Annotated in this window: 15 protein-coding genes and 1 riboswitch; of the genes, 6 read left to right on the forward strand and 9 right to left on the reverse strand. The window is 65.9% G+C overall.

Features of this window, described 5'->3' with window-relative positions; translation table 11 throughout:
• Window positions 1-1319 (reverse strand): autotransporter-associated beta strand repeat-containing protein (locus tag ACOJTD_RS00645; RefSeq protein ID WP_420131017.1); only part of this gene is annotated, 1319 nt, incomplete at its 3' end.
• A 362-nt stretch (window positions 1320-1681) separates the two neighbouring features.
• On the opposite strand from ACOJTD_RS00645, the gene ACOJTD_RS00650 reads away from it, so the two are divergent.
• Window positions 1682-2314, forward strand: coding sequence for an HAD-IA family hydrolase (locus ACOJTD_RS00650; RefSeq protein ID WP_420131018.1), 633 nt, complete (start codon window positions 1682-1684; stop codon window positions 2312-2314).
• Here the strand turns inward: ACOJTD_RS00650 and arsB are convergent.
• The 5 genes from arsB to ACOJTD_RS00675 all read right to left on the reverse strand — a co-directional run bounded on the left by arsB (window position 2311) and on the right by ACOJTD_RS00675 (window position 6621).
• Window positions 2311-3360 (reverse strand): ACR3 family arsenite efflux transporter, encoded by a 1050-nt coding sequence (gene arsB / locus ACOJTD_RS00655; protein WP_420131019.1) that lies wholly within the window; start codon window positions 3358-3360, stop codon window positions 2311-2313. The genes ACOJTD_RS00650 and arsB overlap by 4 nt on opposite strands.
• Window positions 3361-3674: 314 nt before the next feature.
• Complete coding sequence (arsC, locus tag ACOJTD_RS00660) at window positions 3675-4100, reverse strand: arsenate reductase (glutaredoxin) (RefSeq protein ID WP_420131020.1); 426 nt, start codon at window positions 4098-4100, stop codon at window positions 3675-3677.
• 9 nt (window positions 4101-4109) lie between these two features.
• On the reverse strand, window positions 4110-4487 hold the full coding sequence (locus ACOJTD_RS00665; RefSeq protein ID WP_420131021.1) for an ArsR/SmtB family transcription factor: 378 nt from the start codon (window positions 4485-4487) through the stop codon (window positions 4110-4112).
• Between the two features lie 234 nt (window positions 4488-4721).
• Window positions 4722-4925, reverse strand: coding sequence for a DUF3606 domain-containing protein (locus tag ACOJTD_RS00670; RefSeq protein ID WP_420131022.1), 204 nt, complete (start codon window positions 4923-4925; stop codon window positions 4722-4724).
• 247 nt (window positions 4926-5172) lie between these two features.
• Window positions 5173-6621: a tryptophanase gene (locus ACOJTD_RS00675; RefSeq protein ID WP_420131023.1), complete on the reverse strand. Its 1449-nt coding sequence runs from the start codon at window positions 6619-6621 to the stop codon at window positions 5173-5175.
• Between the two features lie 272 nt (window positions 6622-6893).
• Here ACOJTD_RS00675 and ACOJTD_RS00680 point away from each other — a divergent pair, with 272 nt between their 5' ends.
• Both ACOJTD_RS00680 and ACOJTD_RS00685 read left to right on the forward strand, forming a co-directional pair.
• The gene (locus ACOJTD_RS00680; RefSeq protein ID WP_420131024.1) at window positions 6894-7604 is read left to right on the forward strand and encodes a L,D-transpeptidase; all 711 of its coding nucleotides are present in this window, start codon (window positions 6894-6896) and stop codon (window positions 7602-7604) included.
• Window positions 7605-7820: 216 nt separating this feature from the next.
• Window positions 7821-9359 (forward strand): DUF4403 family protein, encoded by a 1539-nt coding sequence (locus ACOJTD_RS00685; RefSeq protein WP_420131025.1) that lies wholly within the window; start codon window positions 7821-7823, stop codon window positions 9357-9359.
• A 105-nt stretch (window positions 9360-9464) separates the two neighbouring features.
• Here the strand turns inward: ACOJTD_RS00685 and ACOJTD_RS00690 are convergent, their stop codons facing one another.
• Both ACOJTD_RS00690 and ACOJTD_RS00695 read right to left on the reverse strand, forming a co-directional pair.
• Window positions 9465-10004 (reverse strand): PRC-barrel domain-containing protein, encoded by a 540-nt coding sequence (locus tag ACOJTD_RS00690; protein WP_420131026.1) that lies wholly within the window; start codon window positions 10002-10004, stop codon window positions 9465-9467.
• Between the two features lie 244 nt (window positions 10005-10248).
• Window positions 10249-10794 (reverse strand): hypothetical protein, encoded by a 546-nt coding sequence (locus ACOJTD_RS00695; protein ID WP_420131027.1) that lies wholly within the window; start codon window positions 10792-10794, stop codon window positions 10249-10251.
• Between the two features lie 167 nt (window positions 10795-10961).
• Here ACOJTD_RS00695 and ACOJTD_RS00700 point away from each other — a divergent pair, with 167 nt between their 5' ends.
• A complete protein-coding gene (locus ACOJTD_RS00700; RefSeq protein ID WP_420131028.1) occupies window positions 10962-11684 on the forward strand; it encodes a response regulator in 723 nt (240 codons plus the stop codon).
• A gap of 18 nt (window positions 11685-11702) precedes the next feature.
• Complete coding sequence (locus ACOJTD_RS00705; protein WP_420131029.1) at window positions 11703-13040, forward strand: ATP-binding protein; 1338 nt, start codon at window positions 11703-11705, stop codon at window positions 13038-13040.
• A 4-nt stretch (window positions 13041-13044) separates the two neighbouring features.
• Here the strand turns inward: ACOJTD_RS00705 and ACOJTD_RS00710 are convergent, their stop codons facing one another.
• Window positions 13045-14529, reverse strand: coding sequence for a hypothetical protein (locus ACOJTD_RS00710; protein ID WP_420131030.1), 1485 nt, complete (start codon window positions 14527-14529; stop codon window positions 13045-13047).
• Between the two features lie 169 nt (window positions 14530-14698).
• Window positions 14699-14847: riboswitch (TPP riboswitch) on the forward strand.
• Between ACOJTD_RS00710 and ACOJTD_RS00715 the strand changes: the two genes are divergently transcribed.
• Window positions 14836-15950: FAD-dependent oxidoreductase (locus ACOJTD_RS00715; RefSeq protein WP_420131031.1), on the forward strand; the 1115-nt coding region annotated here is incomplete at its 3' end. (Overlaps the previous riboswitch by 12 nt.)

Consider the following 15950-nt stretch of genomic DNA (forward strand, 5'->3'; position numbering starts at 1 on the left):
GTGCCCCCGGTGTAAGTATTGGCTCCCGTCAACGTTAAAACGCCAGTGCCGGCACTGCCGCCGAAGCTGATCAGATTGCCGGTGCCGGAAATAGCGCCACCGAATGTATAGGCGTCGGAACGCGCGAATTCCAACGTCCCGTTATTGAAGACGTCGCCGACGATCGACCCGGTAGTGCCGCCGTTGCCGATCTGCAGATAACCGCCGCTGATCGTCGTGCCGCCGGTGTAGGTGTTGTCCCCGCCCAGCAGCATCGCATTGCTGCCGAGCTTGGTGACGCTGCCGGTGCCGGAGATCACGCCGCTAAAGCCGATCGAGTCGAACCGATTGAACTCCAGCACACCGTTGTTGAGGACGTCGCCCACGATCGAACCACTGGTGGCACCGTTGCCGACCCGCAGCGTGCCGGCCGAAATCGTCGTGCCGCCCGTGTAGGTGTTCTCGCCGAGCAGCGCCAGAATGCCGCCGCCGAGCTTGACCAGGTCGCCCGTCCCCGAGATCACGCCGCCCAGGCTCATGCCGCTGCTTCGGTTGACGGCCAGCGTCGCATTGTTGGTGATGTCGCCGGTGATCGAGCCGCTGATGCCGCCGTTGCCGAGCTGCAGCGTTCCGCCCGAGATCGTGGTGCCTCCGGTGTAAAAATTATCACCCGTCAGCGTCAGCGTTCCGGTGCCGGTCTTGGCCAGCGCGAATTGGGCCCCGTTGTCGAGGAACGTGCCCGAGAATAGCGTCGACGTGTTCAGGCTGCCGACTGTCAGGCTCTGCACCGGAACGCCGGGTACGACCGATGCCGCAACGAATCCGCTGCCCGACAGAGATCCGACCGAGATCGCGCCCGAGGCGGTTCGCAACAACGTCGTGCCGTTATTTACGATTGCGGCCGTGCCCCCCGACGAGAACTGGCTGAACAGCAACGTCCCCCCACTCTGAGTCGTGATGGTCGCATTGCCCGCGGTGCTCGATTGAAGAAAATCGACCTGACTGCCTGACCCGATGAGGAGGTTCTGGGCATTGCCGGAATTGTTGACGATGCCGGCGCTGCTCATGTTGAGCTGGCCGCCTCCCGTGATGCCGATCGTATAGGTGGGCGCCCCTGCGTCGAACGTGAAGCCGTCTGGGCTGCGGGTGACCGACAGCACCAACAGCGTCGACGCGCCGTTGTTGGTGAACACTGCGGTCGAGCCGGTGTCGGGCACCACCGCGGGACCGCTCCAATTGGACGCCGTGTTGTACTGCTGGTCGGTGCCGACCCAGACCTGCTGGGCGTGGGCCGGCTTGCCGGCTGCGAACAGCGCCGTCGTGGCCATCAGGACCGACACGAGGGCGCGCCGCCGCCCACGAACTCGAATCAACTCAGCAGCTTCAAGCCGCGACCTTCGGTCGTCGGCAACTCGCCGGTCTTGCACGTCGCACCCCGCACCTCACGGTGCCATCACTGGCCCGCTTCAGGAATCAACCTAGAGGGTCACGATCGGGACGAACAGCTGCAGTTGTGCAACCTGACGACAATGCCGAACGAGTGTGGATGTGGGGTCACAGAAGTTCCCGTTTTCAGATCGCGAATTCTATCGCACGGGATCAGAGCCAAAGGCCACCGGTTCCCCACGACGCTCGCTGGGCTAGTGCCGCCGCCGGCCGCGTGCTAGCGGTCGGCCAAACAAAAGCGGGGAGATGGAACGCGATGATCGAGGCGGTGATCTGGGATTTCGGCGGAGTGCTCACGAGTTCGCCCTTCGAGGCGTTCGCGCGCTTCGAACAGGAGCGCGGCCTGCCCGCCGACGTCATCCGCCGAACCAACGCCGCCAATCATCTCGAGAACGCCTGGGCCAAGTTCGAACGCGCCGAGATCGATCTCGACGCGTTCGACGAGTTGTTCGCCGCGGAGTCGCGGGCGCTCGGCGCCGAGGTCCGCGGCAAGGACGTGATCGCGCTGTTGTTCGGCGACCTGCGGCCCGACATGGTCGAGGCGCTGCGCCGCGTGAAGCAGACCTGCAAGACCGGCTGCATTACCAACAACCTGCCCGCGAACGCGATCGGCTCGGCCTCAGGCCGCACGCTCTACGTCGCCGAAGTGATGAAGCTGTTCGATCACGTCATCGAGTCGGCCAAGATCGGGCTGCGCAAGCCCGATCCGCGGATCTATCAGATGATGACCGACAAGCTCGGCGTCGATCCGAAGCGCTGCGTCTATCTCGACGACCTCGGCGTCAACCTGAAGCCGGCGCGCGAAATGGGCATGACCACCATCAAGGTGACCAGCGCGGCGCAGGCAATTGCCGAGCTGGAAGCCGCGACCGGACTGGCGCTGCGCTAGACTGACGGCTTCGCCGCCTCCGAAGCACCGGATTCGTACCAGCGCTTCGAGCGGTTGACGATCGCCACGACGGTGAGCATCACCGGCACCTCGATCAGCACGCCCACCACGGTGGCGAGCGCGGCGCCGGATTCGAACCCGAACAGGCTGATCGCGGCGGCGACCGCGAGTTCGAAGAAATTACTGGCGCCGATCAGCGCCGACGGACCGGCGACGCAGTGCTGCTCGCCGCTCAGGCGGTTGAGCAGATAAGCGAGGCCGGCGTTGAAATACACCTGGATCAGGATCGGCACCGCCAGCAGCGCGATCACCAGCGGCTGCCGGATGATCTGCTCGCCCTGAAAGCCGAACAGCAGCACCAGCGTCGCCAGCAGCGCCACCAGCGATAGCGGCTGGAACACACCCAGCAGCCGCTGCAATCCCGCATCGCCGCCCGACGCCAGCACGCGCCGTCGCAGCAGCTGCGCGATGATCACCGGAACCACGATGTAGAGCACCACCGACAGCACCAGCGTGTCCCACGGCACGGTGATGGCCGACAGTCCGAGCAGCAGCCCGACGATCGGCGCGAAGGCGAACACCATGATGGTGTCGTTCAGCGCCACCTGACTCAGCGTGAAATGCGGCTCGCCGCGGGTCAGGTTCGACCATACGAACACCATCGCGGTGCACGGCGCCGCCGCCAGGATGATCAGCCCGGCGATGTAGGAATTGATCTGCTCGGCTGGCAGATAAGCGCGAAACAGCCAGCCGACGAAAAGCCAGGCCAGCGCCGCCATCGAGAACGGCTTCACCGCCCAGTTGATGAACAGCGTCACGCCGATGCCGCGCCAATGCTCGCGCACGCGTCCGAGCGCGGCGAAGTCGATCTTCACCAGCATCGGAATGATCATCAGCCAGATCAGCGCCGCCACCGGCAGATTGACCCGCGCGATCTCCGCCGCGCCGATCGCGTGAAAAGCCCCCGGCATGACATGGCCGAGCGCGATGCCGACGATGATGCACAGCGCGACCCAGACAGTGAGATAGCGTTCGAAGGTGGACATGAGCTGTTCTCTAAACCGTTCTCTGGACTGATCGCTCTAGACTGTTCTCTCGAACGACCCATTGGCCGCTCCGCCAACCAAACTAACAACCGTCATCCCCGCGAAAGCGGGGACCCAGTATTCCAGAGCGCCAGCGCTCGGCCGCTGCGCTCTAGAATACTGGGTCGCCCGGTCAAGCCGGGCGATGACGTGATACAAAGTTGCGTCGCCTTGCTTTCATCTTCGTCATTGCGAGGAGCGGAGCGACGAAGCAATCCAGCTCGGTGCCCGGAGTCTGGATTGCTTCGCTTCGCTCGCGATGACGAGAGAAAGCGTCACACCGTCGCCACCCGCCGGCCGTGTTCATCGATCACCTGCTCGCCGTCTTCCTTGAAGAACTCGCCGCGCTGCGGCGGAAGCAGGTCGATCACCTCTTCGGACGGCCGACACAGCCGCACGCCGTTCGGCGTCACCACCAGCGGCCGCTCGATCAGGATCGGATGGGCGATCATCGCGTCGAGCAGTGCGTCGTCGCTCAGCGACGGATCGTCCAGCTTCAGCTCGGCGTAAGGCGTGCCCTTCTGGCGCAGTGCCTGCCGCGGCGTCAGGCCGGCGCGCGCGATCAGTTGCGCCAGCAGCGTGCGGCTCGGCGGGCACTTCAGATACTCGATCACGTGCGGCTCGATCCCAGCATTGCGGATCAGCCCGAGCGTGTTGCGCGATGTGCCGCAGGCGGGGTTGTGATAGATGATGACGTCCATGATGTCTCTTCAGCTCGATGCGGCGGCCTTGCGGCGCGTGGATTTGGATGCCGGCGGACAGCACGGCTGCAGGTCTGCAAGCAGTGGCGCGCACAAGTCCGGCCGGCCGCCGCAGCAATCCTTGATCAGGAACAGCGCGACCTGCTGAAAGCGCGCGAGATCGGCGCGGTACACGATCGACCGGCTGCGCCGCTGCGACCGGATCAGCCCTGCCCGTGCCAGCACCGCCAGATGCGACGACAGCGTGTTCTGCGGCACCGCCAGCGCCTCGGCGATCGCCCCGGCCGCCAACCCGTCCGGCTCGTGCGACGCCAGCAACCGGAACGCCTCCAGCCGCGTCGGCTGCGCCAATGCACCGAGAGCCAAGATGGCCTGCTCTGTTTCCATATATCGAGATTTATCGAAATGTATGGCAGAGTCAACTGGCTCTGCGCTCTGCCTCCGCGGGACGATACGGCCGTCGCGCGGACGTTGCCTCGTTGCACTGAGGGGTGAAGTCTTCGACGTCTCCCCACGGCCGAAGCGTGCACTTGGGTTCACCAGCCAACGGCGACTCGCGCGGCAGACGTCTGCAATGCACTGCGGCACCGGATACACGGCGCCGCAGTGCAGATTTCCTGCTTAGCTCTTCTTCGTCAGTTTCTTCTCGACTTTCTTGCGGACGTTGCCGACTTTCTTGACGGCCTTCTTCACCGCCGGCGCCGAGCGGCCGGTCTTCTTAGCTTCGTAGCGGACTTCGTAGTCCTGCCCGCCGGCAACGCGCGCCCGATCCTGCTTGCGACCACGGGCGGTCGTCGTCTTCTTGGTGGTCTTCTTCGCAGCCATGCTGACCTCCTGATGTTGCCGACTGAGCAACGCATTCGGGAATCGCAGGTTCCGAAAATCGCAGCGATGCGCCGGAACGAGTCACTTCCGCCCGACAACGAAGCACACCGGCTGGAGCGCTTCGCCGTGACCCGCCCTAACGTCTTCGTCATTGCGAGGAGCGACGCGACGAAGCAATCCAGCTCAATGCACCAAACTGGATTGCTTCGCTTCGCTCGCAATGACGATAGTGGGTCCGGGTCCGCCCTTACAAACTATCGCCAAAGTCCTCGCGGAATTTGGCGACGAGGTGGTTCTGCCAGTCCGACACCGGCTTCAAGACCCCGTAGAAGAACCGCAGCACTTCGGGCTCCTCGACGAAGGTCAGACCGCCGATCAGCTTGCGATTGGCGTAGAGCCAGGCGATGCGGTCGACGGCGTATTTGACCTGCGACAGCGTGAACACGCGGCGCGGCATCGCCAGCCGAACCAGCTCCATATTGGCGAAGATCTCGGTGCCGTCGGGCTCGCGCTGTTCGGACAGCGTGCCACGCTCCATGCCGCGGATGCCGGAAGCAATGTACAGCGCGCTCGCCAGCGCGCCGGCCGGATATTGCGATTGCGGGATGTGATCGACGAAGCGCTTGGCGTCGATGTGGCAGCCGAGGCCGCCGGCCGGGGTGATCACCGGCACGCCGCGCTCCTGCAATTGCTCGACCATGAAGCCGATGAACATCGGCCCCTGGTTGATCATCTCCTCGTCCATGGTCTCGTCGAGACCGACCGCGAGCGCTTCCATCTCGCGCACCGACATGCCGCCATAGGTGAGGAAGCCTTCGTAGAGCGGCACCAGCGGCCGCATCTTCTCGTACAGCGCGCAGTCGCGGATGCAGATGCCGCCGCCGCGGGCGCAGCCGAGCTTGCGGGCCGAGAAATAGATGATGTCGCAGAGGTCGGCGGTGCGGCGGGTAATCTCGCGGATCGACAGGCTCTTGCAGTGATCTTCGCGGGTCTTGTTGAAGTACAGATTGTCGGCCAGCAGGCTGGCGTCGAGCACCAGCGGGATGCCGTGCTCCTTGCAGACGTTGCTGACGTCGGCGAGGTTCTGCAGCGACACCGGCTGACCGCCGATCAGATTGGTGCCGCTTTCCATCCGGACGAAGCCGATCTTGTCCGCGCCGTGCTGCGCGATCGCCGCGCGCAGCTTGGCGATGTCCATGTTGCCCTTGAACGGATTGGCGCTGACGACTTCCAGCCCGGCGTCGGTCACCAGTTCTTCGACCGTGCCGCCCTGCAGCGTGATGTGCGCCTTTGTGGTGGTGAAGTGATAATTCATCGGCACCACCTTGCCGGGCGAGACGAACACCTTGGCGAGGATGTGCTCGCAGGCGCGACCCTGATGCGTCGGCAGGAAGTAGTTCATGCCGAAGATCTCGCGCAGCTTGGTCTCCAGCCGGGTGTAGGTCGCGCTGCCGGCGTAGCTGTCGTCGGCGACCAGCATCGCCGCCTGCTGGCGGTCGCTCATCGCGTTGACGCCGCTATCCGTCAGCATGTCGAGGAAGACGTCGTCGTTCTTGAGCAGGAAGGTGTTGTTGCCGGCCTCGGTGATCTTCTCGAGGCGGCGCTCGACCGGCGGCAGGCTGAGCTTCTGCACGATCCGCACCTTGTGCATCTCGAGCGGCACCGTCTCGTTGCCGTAGAACTTCACCGTCGCCATGTCGCAAACTCCCCCAGCAAACCCGCACCTCGCGGCGGCTCGGGCTTATCGGCAGGCAGGCCGGCCGGAATTGCGCCCGATCAAACGAGAGAAAGCGCCCTGCACAAGCCGGTGTCCGGCCACCACAGGCGAAACAAATCCCTACCGCGACGAAACCAAATTGGGCGCTCGACGAAAACGTCCTGAAACCGGTCCCGCGCTACTGATAGCGCCAACAAGCCGCCGAAAAGGCGCTGGCGATCAGAACAGGCGTACAGAGCAGGGAGTCACCGATGACCCATTTCAGGATTGCCGGCCGTTCCGCCGCCGCGGCGGCCGTCGCGATCGTGGCCCTCGCCGGTCCGGCGAATGCCACCCAGCCGCTGCCCTTCCCGTTCCTGCCCTTCCTGCCGCAGCCGGCGGCAATTCAGCCGATGGCCTACGCGCCCACGGAGCAGAGCATGCCCGCGGTTCAGGCCGCGCCGCAGGACGAGGATGCCTCCCCGGTGACCGAGCTGCCGGCCCGGCTGAAGCGCCAGATCGTCAGCTACGCCACCCGCGAGGCGCCCGGTACGCTCATCATCGATACGCCGAACACTTATCTCTACTACGTGCTCGGCAACGGCCGGGCGCTGCGCTACGGCATCGGCGTCGGCCGCGATGGCTTCACCTGGTCGGGCGTGCAATCGATCACCAAGAAGGCGGAGTGGCCCGACTGGACGCCACCGCCGGAGATGATCGCTCGCCAGCCCTATCTGCCGCGGCATATGGCCGGCGGCCCCGGTAATCCGCTCGGCGCCCGCGCGATGTATCTGGGTGGGACGATCTACCGCATCCATGGCACCAACGCGCCGTCGACGATCGGCACGCACGTCTCGTCCGGCTGCATCCGGCTGACCAATGACGACGTCAGCGACCTGTACTCCCGGGTCAGCGTCGGCGCCAAGGTGATCGTGCTGCCCGACTCGCGCCGGGCCGACAACAGCAGCGGGCGCCGCGGTTAGCAGCCGAGCGACACGGCGAACCAGAACGGCGCGGCGGTCCGCGCCGTTGTTTTTTTCGTGTCGCGACGTTGCCGCCGTGGCCCTTGTGACACGGCGGCGGCGGAGCGGTGGCGACATTGCCGCGTTTTCATGAACCGGCGGGGGCTCCGAGGCCGCTCCTGCTGGCGTCCCCGAGCGCCGCCCTGTATGGTCCGGCCGTTTCGGACCGGGGATTAAATGCGTTTCAAGACTATCCTGATTGGCGCCGCGATCATTGCGATCTCGTTCGGAGTCACGCTGAAGGCGTTCGACCTGTTGACGCCGCGCGCGATCAGTCCGCCGACCTTGCAGGCGCTACCGCCGTTGCCGCCCATTCGTCAGTCCTCTGTCGTGGTGCCGGTCTCGGTGCCACTCACGGCGATCCGCGATCTTGTCGACCGCACGGCGCCGCGCACCTTCGGTGGCAAGGCGGACAATCCGGCGCCGCAGCTCGTGCAGAACGCCGACATTTCCTGGAGCGTCACACGCGGCGCCGTCGCCGTAAAAGGCGCTGCGGAGCAGGTCACGGTCACCGCCCCGCTGACCGGCACGATGTCGGCGAAGGGTTCGCTCTCGGCCAACACGCAGAACAAAGTCGGTGATACGCTCGGCAAGCTGTTCGGCGACAAGATCGCCAAGCAGGTCGGCGTCAACATCAAGTCGCTCAGCGCCAGCGGCGATATCAAGGGCATGATCGCCATCACGGCGCGGCCGAAGGTGCTGCCGGACTGGCACGTCGATCCCAATCTCAGCGCCCAGGTGCTGCTGTCCGACTCCAATGTCGCGGTCGCCGGTGCGCGCATCAACGTCCCCGCGCAGGTCAAGCCGGTGATCGACAAGGCGGTCAACGAGCAGGTCGCGCAACTGCAGCAGACCATCCGCAGCGACGGCGCGCTTGAGCGTAGTGCGCGGCGTGAATGGGCGCGGATCTGTCGCTCGATCCCGCTTCAGGGCGCCGGCGTGCCGAACGGCTTCTGGCTGGAACTGCGGCCGACCCGCGCCCTCGCCGCACAGCCGCAGATCGACGCCGCGACGGTGGCGCTGACGCTCGGCATCGTCGCCGACAGCCGCATCACCACCGCGCCGACCAAGCCGGAGTGCCCGTTCCCGACCTCGCTGGAAATGATCGCGCCGAACAGCACCGGCGTGAAGGTCGCGGTGCCGATCGACATTCCGTTTCAGGAGCTGAGCCGGGTCATCGAGCCGCAGTTCGTCGGCCGCACCTTTCCGGAGAACGGCGGCTCGGCGGCCGTCACCGTCAAGCGCGTCAACGTCGCGGCGAGCGGCGACCGCCTGCTGGTATCGATGCTGGTCGATGCGAAGGAAAGCAAAGGCCTGTTCGGCATGTTCGGCGGCGAAGCGACGCTGCACATCTGGGGTCGCCCGGTGCTCAATCAGGAAGACCAGACGCTGCGGCTCGCCGACGTTCAGCTCGCCGTCGAGTCAGAGGCGGCATTCGGCCTGCTCGGCGAAGCTGCCCGTGCGGCGGTGCCCTATCTGCAGAAGGCGATCATCGAGCGCGCAGTGTTCGATCTGAAACCGGAATCGTCAAACGTGCAGCGCCGCATCGGCGCAGTGATCGCGAGCTATCAGCGCAACGAGGACGGCCTGCGGATCTCATCAGAGATCTCCAGCCTGAGGCTGACCGACGTCGCCTTCGACTCCTCGATGCTACGCGTCACCGCGGAAGCCAACGGCATCCTCGAAGTGACGATTACCAAGCTGAAGAACCCCTGAGCTGATCCCAAACGCAAAAGCCGGGTGACCCAAGGTCACCCGGCTCATACGCGATCCGGTCCCTGCGGACAGTCGCCGTCCGCAGGCCCGGATCAGACGGTCAGCTTACGAGCGGCCGTACTTGAATTCCGGCATCGCCTTCAGCTCGTCCTTGGTGGCGTTGAACACCGCGTGGTCCGGATACATCCGCTCCGCGGTGCTGTTCGTGGTGTTGGCCGTCGTCGTGGTGGTGGTCGCCGTCGAGCCAGTGGTGGTGGTCGAACCCGCGCCGGCCGGGGCGTTGGCCGCGGTGTTCGACTGGACCGGGGTGTCGACGAACTTCAGCTTGTCGAACGCCACGGCGACGTCGCGCTGGCCGACGCCGAGGAAGCCGCCGACGCCGATCACCACCGCATGGACTTTGCCGGACTTGTCGAGCAGGACCTCGGAGATGTCGCCGAGCTTCTCGTTGGCCTGGTTATACACGTTCAGACCGACCATCTTCGAAGCGCGCCACTCACCGGCGTTCGACATCGAGCTCGCGGCCGGAGCGGCGGTGGTCTTCGACATCGAGTTCTCGGTGGCGGCCGGCGACTGCGCGAAAGCGGCGGTCGCGATCAGGGTGGAGCCGAGCAGGCCGGCGAGAACGGTGCTGGTCTTCTTCATTGGGTAGAGCCCTCCGTGGCTTGTGAATGGTCCCCATTGAACGGGCATCATTGCGACCAGTTCCGGCGATGGATCGCTTTATTGACGTCAACTACGCACCAAAACGTCACAGCCGCCAGCTGCGTGGTTCGGCAGCGTTCGCAAGCGCGGCAAGACGCCGCGACGGTGCGAGCGAAGACACCGCGCAAGAAAAACCCCGCTTCGTTTCCGAAGCGGGGTTCTTGGTTCCAGACGGCGTCACACGTCAGGTCTTGTAGTCCACGAGCAGAGCCGAGAACGAGGCAGCGTTGGTAGTTGTTCCCGCGGAACCGTACGAATTCGCAGATGACGACTGGTTCTGCTGCTGCAGCAGTTCGAGGAACTGCTTCACCAAATCGTCGACGCTTCCAGTTCCGTCCGACGACGAGGCCGACGAACTGGAGTCGGACGCGGTGGCGCCGTCCGGCGGCGGACCGCCAGGACCGCCAGGGCCGCCCGGCCCCTGCCCGAAGGTCTGAGCGAAGACGTTCTTCAGCTTCTCTGCCTGGTCGGTCGTCAGGGTGCCGTTCGACACCTCCTTGGAGATCAGGTCGTCGATCTTCGACTTCATGTCGCCGGGCGTCTGCGTGCCGCCGGCATCGGCCGGGCTGCCGCCCTGCAGCGCGGAGTCGATGTCGTTCAGCGCGGTCGACATCGACGATGCATCCGACGAGCTGATCTGACCGGCGGATAGTTCAGCGGCCAGCTCCTTCTGCAGTTGCTGGAGCGGCGAAAGATAGCTGCTGGTTGAAAGCGAGGAGATAGCGGTCATGTGACCCCCGAAGTGCTTTGATGCCGCTGGACGTTATGGTTAATGAGATTAACGAGATGTTCCCGGCATCCGCGGCTTCGTTTCCACTGATGACAAAGCCCGGCGTGGAAATATCCGGAAACAAAAAAGCTCCCCGCCCGCTGCGAATTTGTCGGACAACGGCGCCCATGACTCAAGCCCCGCCCCATGTCCTCGTCGTCGAGGACGACCGTGAAACACGTGCGCTGATCGCCAAGTATCTGCGCGCTAACGACTGCCACGTCGTCACCGCCCAGGACGGCCGCGAGATGGACGGCCGCCTCGCCGACCAGCGCGTCGACCTCGTCGTGCTGGACGTGATGCTTCCCGGCGAAGACGGGCTCAGCCTGTGCCGCCGGCTGCGCACCAGTTCGCATCTGCCGATCATCATGCTGACGGCGCGCGGCGACGATGTCGACCGCATCCTCGGCCTCGAAATGGGCGCCGACGATTATCTCGCCAAGCCCTTCAATCCGCGCGAACTGTTGGCGCGGATTCGTTCGGTGTTGCGGCGGCAGGCCTTCGCCAACGCCGCCAGCGCCATCAACGGCGCCAGTGCGATGAGCTTCCTCGGCTGGCGCATCGATTTTCGGCTGCGCGAACTACGCAATCCCGACGGCGCCCTGGTGGCCATGACCAGCGCCGAGTTCGACCTGCTGCAGGCGTTCTGCGAGCGGCCAGGCCGCGTGCTGTCGCGCGAGGCGCTGCTCGACCTCACCCACGGCCGCAACGCCGGATCGTTCGAACGCTCGATCGACGTGCTGGTCAGCCGCATCCGCCGCAAGATCGAGCCCGATCCGCAGAACATCACGATCATCAAGACGGTGCGGTCCGGCGGCTACACGTTCACGCCGACCGTCGAGCCGGTCTGAGCGCAACCGGGCCCGACCGTGATCTCCAAGGTGCTTTCCGGTGTGCGTATCAACGGGCTGCGCGGCCAGATTGCGCTGCTTGTCCTGGTATCGCTGGTCGGCACGCAGATGCTGATCGCCACCACGTTCCTGCTGCGCGGGCCGAGCCAGTTCGGCCCGAACGATCATCAGCGTCGCCAGTTCGAACTCTCGGTGCTGCTGATCGCGACGACGCCTGCCGAGCAACGTCCACTGCTGGTGAAGCAGATCGACGCCGCCTTCCCTCACCTCGAAATGAGCCTGCGCGACCCCGGCGCCGTTCCGCCGCGCGCCACCCACACGCCGCATGCTCTGAACGAAGTTGCGCGCGAACTGGGGCCGCTGGCGCGGGTGTTCGCGGTCGAAGAACCGCGCGGCGAGCCCAAGGCGGCGATCGGCCTGCCGGACGGCGCGACGATCGTCGCGGCGATTCCGGAGCATCGCAGCCGGCCGCCATTCTGGGGCGGCCCGTGGATGACGGCGCTGGTTGGCGTCGTCGTCAGCCTGGCGATCTTCGCTCTATGGGCCGATCGCGCGTTGTCGACGCCGCTATCGACCTTCGCGAAGTCGGCGGAGAACTTCAAACTCGACGGTAGCGACGAGCCGCTGCGCGAGAGCGGCCCCGACGAGATCCGCGCCCTGGCGCGGGCGCTCAACCGCTCGCGCAGCCGGATCACTGCGCTGATCGACGACCGCACCCGCACGCTGGCGGCGATCGGCCACGATCTGCGCACGCCGATCACCCGGCTGCGGCTGCGCAGCGAATTCATCGAGGACAATTCCCAGCGCGAACACATGCTGCGCGATCTCGACCAGATGCGCTCGATGCTGGACGCGGTGCTGTCGTTCCTGCGCGACGGGCACAATCGGGAAGCCAAGACGCGGATCGACCTCGCCAGCGCGCTGCATTCGATCGCCGATCAGTTCGCCGATCTCGGTCATTGTGTGTCGTATCAAGGACCGGAACACGTCGAAGCGCTGGCCCGTCCGGACGACCTGCATCGCGCCGTCACCAACCTGATCGACAATGCGGTGCGCTACGGCAAACAGACGATCGTACGGCTCGACGCCTCCCCGGACCGGCTGGTGATCGACGTCGAGGACGACGGGCCCGGTATTCCCGACACCCGCAAGGCCCGCGTGATCGAACCGTTCGTGCGCGGCGACGACGCCCGCAACATGAACGAGGCCTCCGGCTTCGGGCTCGGCCTGTCGATCGCGCGCGCCATTGCCCAGAGCCACGGCGGTGAATTGTCGCTGCACGACCGCGTGCCGCATGGACTGATCGTGCGGATGACGCTGCCGCTGCCGAGCGCGGCGACGGACGAGTCCGCCTAGCCGCTCAGCGAGCCGGATCGACCTTCGGCTCGGCAGTGTGGGCGGCGCCAGGCTTGCGCACGTGGATCGTCGCGACGTCGTCGCTGTAAACCTTCTCCCAGCCATCGACATGATCGAGCAGCCTGGTGGCGCCATCCTCGGTGCGTAGCAGCGTAGCGTCGATGTTGTAATCGTCGAGCAGGCGGAACAGTTTCTCCGGCGGGCGCAGCCGCACGGCGGCGTTCTGCTCGACGACGAAGCGCTCGCCATAGAGTTCGGTGCGGCCGTCGATGAATGGCGACACCCCGGACGCGATCAGATAACCGCCGAAGTCGTAGTCGTTGAACACGCGCTGCACGCCGAGCGTCTTCAGCTTCGCCACCGCCTCGGCCGGCGTCTGTTCGCGCGGCGGCGCGAACGAGTGCAGGGTCGCGAACGCCAGCGTGCCCGCGATCGCCAGGCTCAGCGCAGTCGCGACGACACTGAACGCCGGCTGCGCCGGCGCTCCGTCTGCCGTCTCGACGCCGCCGATCTGCCGCGCCAGCGGCGCCGCCACGATGAGCGGCGCGAGTAGCGCGAGCACCTCGAGATTACGGTTGGCGCTCAGCGCCATGTGCAGCAGTCCGAGCAGCATCAGGATGCGCATCGGCGGCAACGTCACGCCGCGCCACAGCGCCAGGCCGAGACCCGCCAGCAGCACGAGTTCGAGCGGACCGAACCGCGAGAAATCCGTCGGAGCCCATTCGCCGATCGTCGCCAGCGCCGCACCGAGATCGAGAATCCGGCGCGACGCCAGGATGGCTTCCCAGCCGTAGGGATTGGCGAAGCTCACGATCAGCGCCAGCACGCCGAACCCGGCCCAGCGCAGCAACAGCGACCAGCGCCGCGCGGGCGCGCCCAGCGCCGCGTCGAGGCCGATCGGCGCGACCAGCGCGATGCCGAGCACGAAGCCGCCGTGCAGGTTGGCCCACAGCGCGATCAGCGGCAGCAGCCAAAGCGACGGCGCGGCGCGGCGGTCCGCCGCGTTCATCAGTCCGGCCACCCACGCGACCATCACCGGCATCGCCATCACGTGCGGCCGCGCCACCATGTGCGGCGCCATCAGGATCACCGCGGCGATCACGAACACCAGCGTGGTGCTGTCGCGCAGCCGGCGGCCGAGCGCGCGTGCGAACAGCGCCAGCGTCAGTCCCAGCGAGCCCGCCGCCACCACCACGGGGCCGGCCCAGCCGCCGACCGTGTAGCTGACCGCGAGCAGCACCTGCGCCAGCCATTGCGTCGAGATCCAGGGCTGCCCCGCCATCGTGAAGGAGTACACATCGCTATGCGGCACGGCGCGATGATCGATGATCCACTGGCCGAGCGTGATCTGCCACAGCGTGTCCGGATCGTTGAGCAGCCGGTCACCGACGCTCATCAGCACCGCGTAGACCACGAGACCGACCCACAACGGCAGCAAACTGTGCCGCGTACCGGCCGAATTGGTGGTCTCGGCAGTGAGGATCGTCATTGGCGATGTCCGGGCACGGATCGGGTTCCGGGATCAAACACGTGGCCGGATAATTTGAAGTAAATCCCGGCGCAGAGCTGAGGTGCAGGACACCCGGTGCCGGCACAGGCCGAGGGAACAGGGCCGACCGAAAGGCACGTTGACACCGCAGGTGATCGGCCTACATTGGATTCGTTCCGAGGGGGGCTCCGACGAGGAGCTGAGATACTGCAAGCTTGCCGCATCAACCGTTTGTCGGATTGAAGCTGAGCGGGACCGCAGTGACCCTTTGAACCTGATCCGGGTCATGCCGGCGAAGGGACAGGGATGCATCAGAGACTTGAAGGCCATCGCGGGGCCGAATCCGCTCATCCATCCGTATATGCGTCTGCAGCCACGGCGACGTCGCCCGCGCCCGGTTCGGACGTGGCCGCTGCCGCGCTGCGCAGCCAGAAGCCCGACCTGCGCAAGGACGCTCCGGCGTCCGTGATCGGCGCCGGCATCTCCGGCGCCTGGCAGGCGCTGCTGCTGGCGCGGGCTGGCCGCAAGGTCACCTTGTATGAGCGCGGCGACAAGGCGATGACGCAGGCCACCAGCCATTGGGCCGGCGGCATGCTGGCGCCCTATTGCGAGGCCGAAGGCGCTGAGCCGATGGTCGGCGAAATGGGCCTGCGCTCGCTCGAGATGTGGCGCAAGGAATTCCCTGAGACCGCGTTCAACGGCTCGCTGGTGGTGGCGCATCCGCGCGACCGCGCCGATTTCGAACGCTTCGCCAAGATGACCACCGGCCATCGCCGGCTCGACGCAGACGGCGTCGCCGAACTCGAACCGGCGCTGGCCGGCCGGTTCCGCGAAGGCTTGTACTTCCCCGACGAAGGCCATGTCGAACCGCGGCTGGTGCTGGCGCAGTTGCACAAGCGGCTGGTCGAGGCCGGCGGCACGATCCACTTCGAGTCGGAGATAACTCCCGAGGACCTCGACGGCCTGGTGATCGATTGCCGCGGCATGGCGGCGCGCGACAAGGCGCCGGAACTACGCGGCGTCAAGGGCGAGATGGTGGTGATCAAGACCGCCGAAGTCACGCTGTCGCGCCCGGTGCGGCTGATGCACCCGCGCTGGCCGCTGTATGTGATCCCGCGTGAAGACAATCACTTCATGTTGGGGGCCACCACCGTCGAGAGCGAAGACGAGCTCGTCATGGTGCGCTCGGCGCTCGAGCTGCTCAGCGCCGCCTACGCGGTGCACCCGGCGTTCGGCGAGGCGCATATCGTCGAGATCGGCGCCGGCCTGCGCCCCGCCTTCCCCGACAATTTGCCGCGCATCGCCATCGGCAACCGCCGCGTCGCCACCAACGGCTTGTATCGCCACGGCTTCCTGCTGGCGCCGTCGCTGGCCGAAAAGGTCGTGGCCTACGTCGAGCGAGGCGAGATCGACAACCAGGT

Origin of the sequence: Rhodopseudomonas sp., assembly GCF_048594845.1 — a bacterium.
Lineage (GTDB): Bacteria > Pseudomonadota > Alphaproteobacteria > Rhizobiales > Xanthobacteraceae > Rhodopseudomonas.

What these genes read in the sequence shown, in the direction of transcription:
- ACOJTD_RS00650 (WP_420131018.1), top strand. Translation starts at nt 1,682, where the DNA reads ATGATCGAGGCGGTGATCTGGGATTTCGGCGGAGTGCTCACGAGTTCG.
- arsB (WP_420131019.1), bottom strand. Translation starts at nt 3,360, where the DNA reads ATGTCCACCTTCGAACGCTATCTCACTGTCTGGGTCGCGCTGTGCATC.
- arsC (WP_420131020.1), bottom strand. Translation starts at nt 4,100, where the DNA reads ATGGACGTCATCATCTATCACAACCCCGCCTGCGGCACATCGCGCAAC.
- ACOJTD_RS00665 (WP_420131021.1), bottom strand. Translation starts at nt 4,487, where the DNA reads ATGGAAACAGAGCAGGCCATCTTGGCTCTCGGTGCATTGGCGCAGCCG.
- ACOJTD_RS00670 (WP_420131022.1), bottom strand. Translation starts at nt 4,925, where the DNA reads ATGGCTGCGAAGAAGACCACCAAGAAGACGACGACCGCCCGTGGTCGC.
- ACOJTD_RS00675 (WP_420131023.1), bottom strand. Translation starts at nt 6,621, where the DNA reads ATGGCGACGGTGAAGTTCTACGGCAACGAGACGGTGCCGCTCGAGATG.
- ACOJTD_RS00680 (WP_420131024.1), top strand. Translation starts at nt 6,894, where the DNA reads ATGACCCATTTCAGGATTGCCGGCCGTTCCGCCGCCGCGGCGGCCGTC.
- ACOJTD_RS00685 (WP_420131025.1), top strand. Translation starts at nt 7,821, where the DNA reads ATGCGTTTCAAGACTATCCTGATTGGCGCCGCGATCATTGCGATCTCG.
- ACOJTD_RS00690 (WP_420131026.1), bottom strand. Translation starts at nt 10,004, where the DNA reads ATGAAGAAGACCAGCACCGTTCTCGCCGGCCTGCTCGGCTCCACCCTG.
- ACOJTD_RS00695 (WP_420131027.1), bottom strand. Translation starts at nt 10,794, where the DNA reads ATGACCGCTATCTCCTCGCTTTCAACCAGCAGCTATCTTTCGCCGCTC.
- ACOJTD_RS00700 (WP_420131028.1), top strand. Translation starts at nt 10,962, where the DNA reads ATGACTCAAGCCCCGCCCCATGTCCTCGTCGTCGAGGACGACCGTGAA.
- ACOJTD_RS00710 (WP_420131030.1), bottom strand. Translation starts at nt 14,529, where the DNA reads ATGACGATCCTCACTGCCGAGACCACCAATTCGGCCGGTACGCGGCAC.